The sequence below is a fragment of the Hydrogenophaga sp. FW305-3-2-15-A-LB1 genome, from assembly GCF_058787875.1.
Genome location: NZ_JBYTAE010000065.1, coordinates 34,605 through 37,842, shown reverse-complemented (window position 1 = coordinate 37,842; position 3,238 = coordinate 34,605). Strand labels below are relative to the sequence as shown.

Sequence of the window (3,238 nt, the reverse complement as noted above, 5' to 3'; positions counted from 1 at the left end):
CATGAGCCCCACCCCCGGTTTCGCGCCACCCGCCGCCCCCTCGCTGTCGCTGGGCATGGTCGGCAACTGCGCCTTCAGCGCGCTGATCGACCCGCACGGCCGCGTGGTCTGGAGCTGCCTGCCGCGCTTTGACGGCGACCCGGTGTTCCACGCCCTGCTGGGCGGCGACGATCTCGAAAAGGGCGCGTTCGCGATCGAGATCGAGGGCCTGGCCGAAGCCACCCAGCGCTACGAGCACAACACCGCCGTGCTGGTGACCGAGCTCTGGGACCACGACGGCAACGGCCTGTCCATCACCGATTTCGCGCCGCGTTTTCTCTCGCGCGGCCGCTACTTCCGGCCCACCCAGCTGGTGCGCCGCGTGCGCCCGCTCAAGGGCGCGCCGCGCATCCGCGTGAGCCTGCTGCCACGCTTCGACTGGGGCCGCGTCACGCCCACCATCACCTCGGGCAGCAACCACATCCGCTACGTGGGCGAGGGGCTGACGCTGCGCCTGCACACCGATGCCTCCATCAGCCACGTGCTCTCGCGCGAGCCTTTCCTGCTCACGCGCGAATGCAACTTCATGTTCGGCCCGGACGAGACGCTGGAGACCGGCATCGGCGACACCGCGCGCCACTTCGAGCAGGAGACCCTGGCCTACTGGCGCAACTGGAGCCGGCGCCTGGCGGTGCCGCTGGAGTGGCAGGAGGCGGTGATCCGCGCGGCCATCACGCTCAAGCTTTCGCTGTACGAAGACACGGGCGCCATCGTCGCGGCCATGACCACCAGCATCCCCGAAGCGCCGGGCACCCAGCGCAACTGGGACTACCGCTACTGCTGGCTGCGCGACGCCTTCTTCGTGGTGCGCGCGCTCAACAGCCTGTCCGAGGTCGGCACCATGGAGGACTACCTCAGCTGGCTCGCCAACGTGGTGGTGGGCGCGGGCGGCGGCCACATCCAGCCGCTGCACGGCATCGGCCTGGAGCGCGAACTGCCCGAGAGCATCTGCGACACCCTGCCCGGCTACCGCGGCATGGGGCCGGTGCGCGTGGGCAACCAGGCGCAGGAGCACTTCCAGCACGACGTGTACGGCAACATCGTGCTGGCCGCCGCGCAGGCCTTCCACGACGAGCGCCTGCTGCACCCGGCGGGCCTCGCGGAGTTCGAACAGCTCGAAGTGGTGGGCGAGCGCGCGCTGCGCATCTACGACCAGCCCGACGCCGGCATGTGGGAGCTGCGCACGCGCGCGCGCGTGCACACCAGCTCGGCCCTGATGTGCTGGGCCGCGTGCGACCGGTTGGCCAAGATCGCGCGCACGCTGGAGATGCCCGGGCGCGCCACCTACTGGGCGACCCACGCCGAAACCATGCGCGAGCGCATCCTGCGCGAGTCCTGGAGCGAGGAGCGCCAGGCCTTCGCCGAGAGCTTCGGCGGGCGCGACCTCGATGCCAGCGTGCTGCTGATGGTGGAGGTGGGCATGATCGACCCGATGGACCCGCGCTTCCTCGCCACGCTGGACGCGCTGGAGAAGCACCTGTGCGACGGCCCCTTCATGCGGCGCTACGAGGCCGCCGACGATTTCGGCAAGCCCGAGACCGCGTTCAACATCTGCACCTTCTGGCGCATCGACGCGCTCGCGCGCACCGGCCGCGCCGACGAGGCGCGCGCGATCTTCGAGACCATGCTGGCCGCGCGCAACCCGCTGGGCATGCTGTCGGAAGACACCCACGCAACCACCGGCGAGATGTGGGGCAACTTCCCGCAGACCTACTCGATGGTGGGCATCATCAACGCGGCGGTGCGCCTCTCGGCCCGCTGGGATTCGGTGATTTGATGGGACGGCTCGTCGTCATCTCCAACCGCATCGCCGATCCGCGCAAGACCGCCTCGGGCGGGCTGGCCGTGGCGCTGGGCCAGGCGCTCGAGGCCTCGGGCGGGCTGTGGTTCGGCTGGAGCGGCAAGGTGGTGGAGGACGGCACGCCCGGCGAGGGTGAGCTGCACGTGCAGAACGCGGGCAAGGTGCAGCTGGCCACGGTGGACCTCAGCCGCGAGGATCACGACAGCTACTACCTGGGCTACAGCAACGGCGTGCTCTGGCCGGTGTTCCACTACCGGCTCGACCTGGCCGACTTCGACGCCGGCTACATCGGCGGCTACCGGCGCGTGAACCAGATGTTCGCGCACAAGCTCAAGACCCTGCTGCGGCCCGACGACATCATCTGGGTGCACGACTACCACCTGATCCCGCTGGCCGCCGAACTGCGCGCCATGGGCTGCGAGCAGCGCATGGGCTTCTTCCTGCACATCCCGCTGCCGCCCCCGCTGATGCTGGCCGCCGTGCCCGAGCACGACTGGCTGATGCGCTCGCTGTTCGCCTACGACCTGGTGGGCTTCCAGAGCGAGGCCGATGTGTCGCACTTCGCGCGCTACGTGGGCACCGAGACGCCGGCCGACATCCTGGGCGAACACGAATTCCGCGCCTTCGGCAAGACACTGCGCGCGCAGGCCTTTCCGATCGGCATCGACGTGGACGAGTTCATCGAGCTCGGCAAGGGCCGCGAGTCGCAGGACATGCACGAGCAGATGCTCAAGGAGTATTCGCGCCGCCGCCTGCTGCTGGGTGTGGAGCGCATGGACTACTCCAAGGGCCTGCCGCAGCGGCTCAAGGCGTTCCGCCAACTGCTGCAGGCCTACCCGGAGAACCTGGGCAGCGCCACGCTGATCCAGATCGCCGCGCCCAGCCGCGAGACGGTGGACGCCTACGCCGCGCTGCTGCAGGAGCTGGAGAGCCTGTGCGGCGCCATCAACGGCAACTTCGGTGAACTGGACTGGATGCCGGTGCGCTACATCCACCGCAACGTGGCGCGCAAGCGCCTGCCCGGGCTGTACCGCGCCGCCAGCGTGGCGCTGGTGACGCCGCTGCGCGATGGCATGAACCTGGTGGCCAAGGAGTTCATCGCCGCGCAGGACCCGGACGACCCCGGCGTGCTGGTGCTCTCGCGTTTTGCCGGCGCGGCCGAGCAGATGCGCGAGGCCCTGCTGGTCAACCCCTACGACACCACGCGCACGGCCGAGACCATGCAGCGCGCGCTGCAAATGCCGCTGGAGGAGCGCCAGCGCCGCCACCAGGCGCTGCTGCAGGGCATCCGCGAGCAGGACGTGCACTGGTGGCGCGAGCGCTTCCTGGCCGCGCTGGCGGCCGTTCCCAACCCGTAAACCCTTTCACGGCGGGGGGGGGGGGGGGGGGGGGGGGGGG

The 3,238-nt window shown here is 70.1% G+C and carries 2 protein-coding genes; both read left to right on the top strand.

The genetic code is table 11. The annotated features are described in order from the left end of the window. The first annotated feature begins 1 nt into the window (after position 1). The gene (locus AC3WPZ_RS19410) at positions 2-1,816 is read left to right on the top strand and encodes a glycoside hydrolase family 15 protein (protein WP_492436107.1); all 1,815 of its coding nucleotides are present in this window, start codon (positions 2-4) and stop codon (positions 1,814-1,816) included. Next, positions 1,816-3,198, top strand: a complete 1,383-nt coding sequence (otsA, locus tag AC3WPZ_RS19405) for an alpha,alpha-trehalose-phosphate synthase (UDP-forming) (protein WP_382327538.1) — start codon at positions 1,816-1,818, stop codon at positions 3,196-3,198. Before AC3WPZ_RS19410 ends, otsA begins: the two co-directional genes overlap by 1 nt. The last annotated feature ends 40 nt before the right edge of the window (positions 3,199-3,238 follow it).

Excerpts from the sequence above, each read along its gene's own strand:
- AC3WPZ_RS19410 (WP_492436107.1), top strand. The coding sequence starts at position 2 with ATGAGCCCCACCCCCGGTTTCGCGCCACCCGCCGCCCCCTCGCTGTCG.
- otsA (WP_382327538.1), top strand. The coding sequence starts at position 1,816 with ATGGGACGGCTCGTCGTCATCTCCAACCGCATCGCCGATCCGCGCAAG.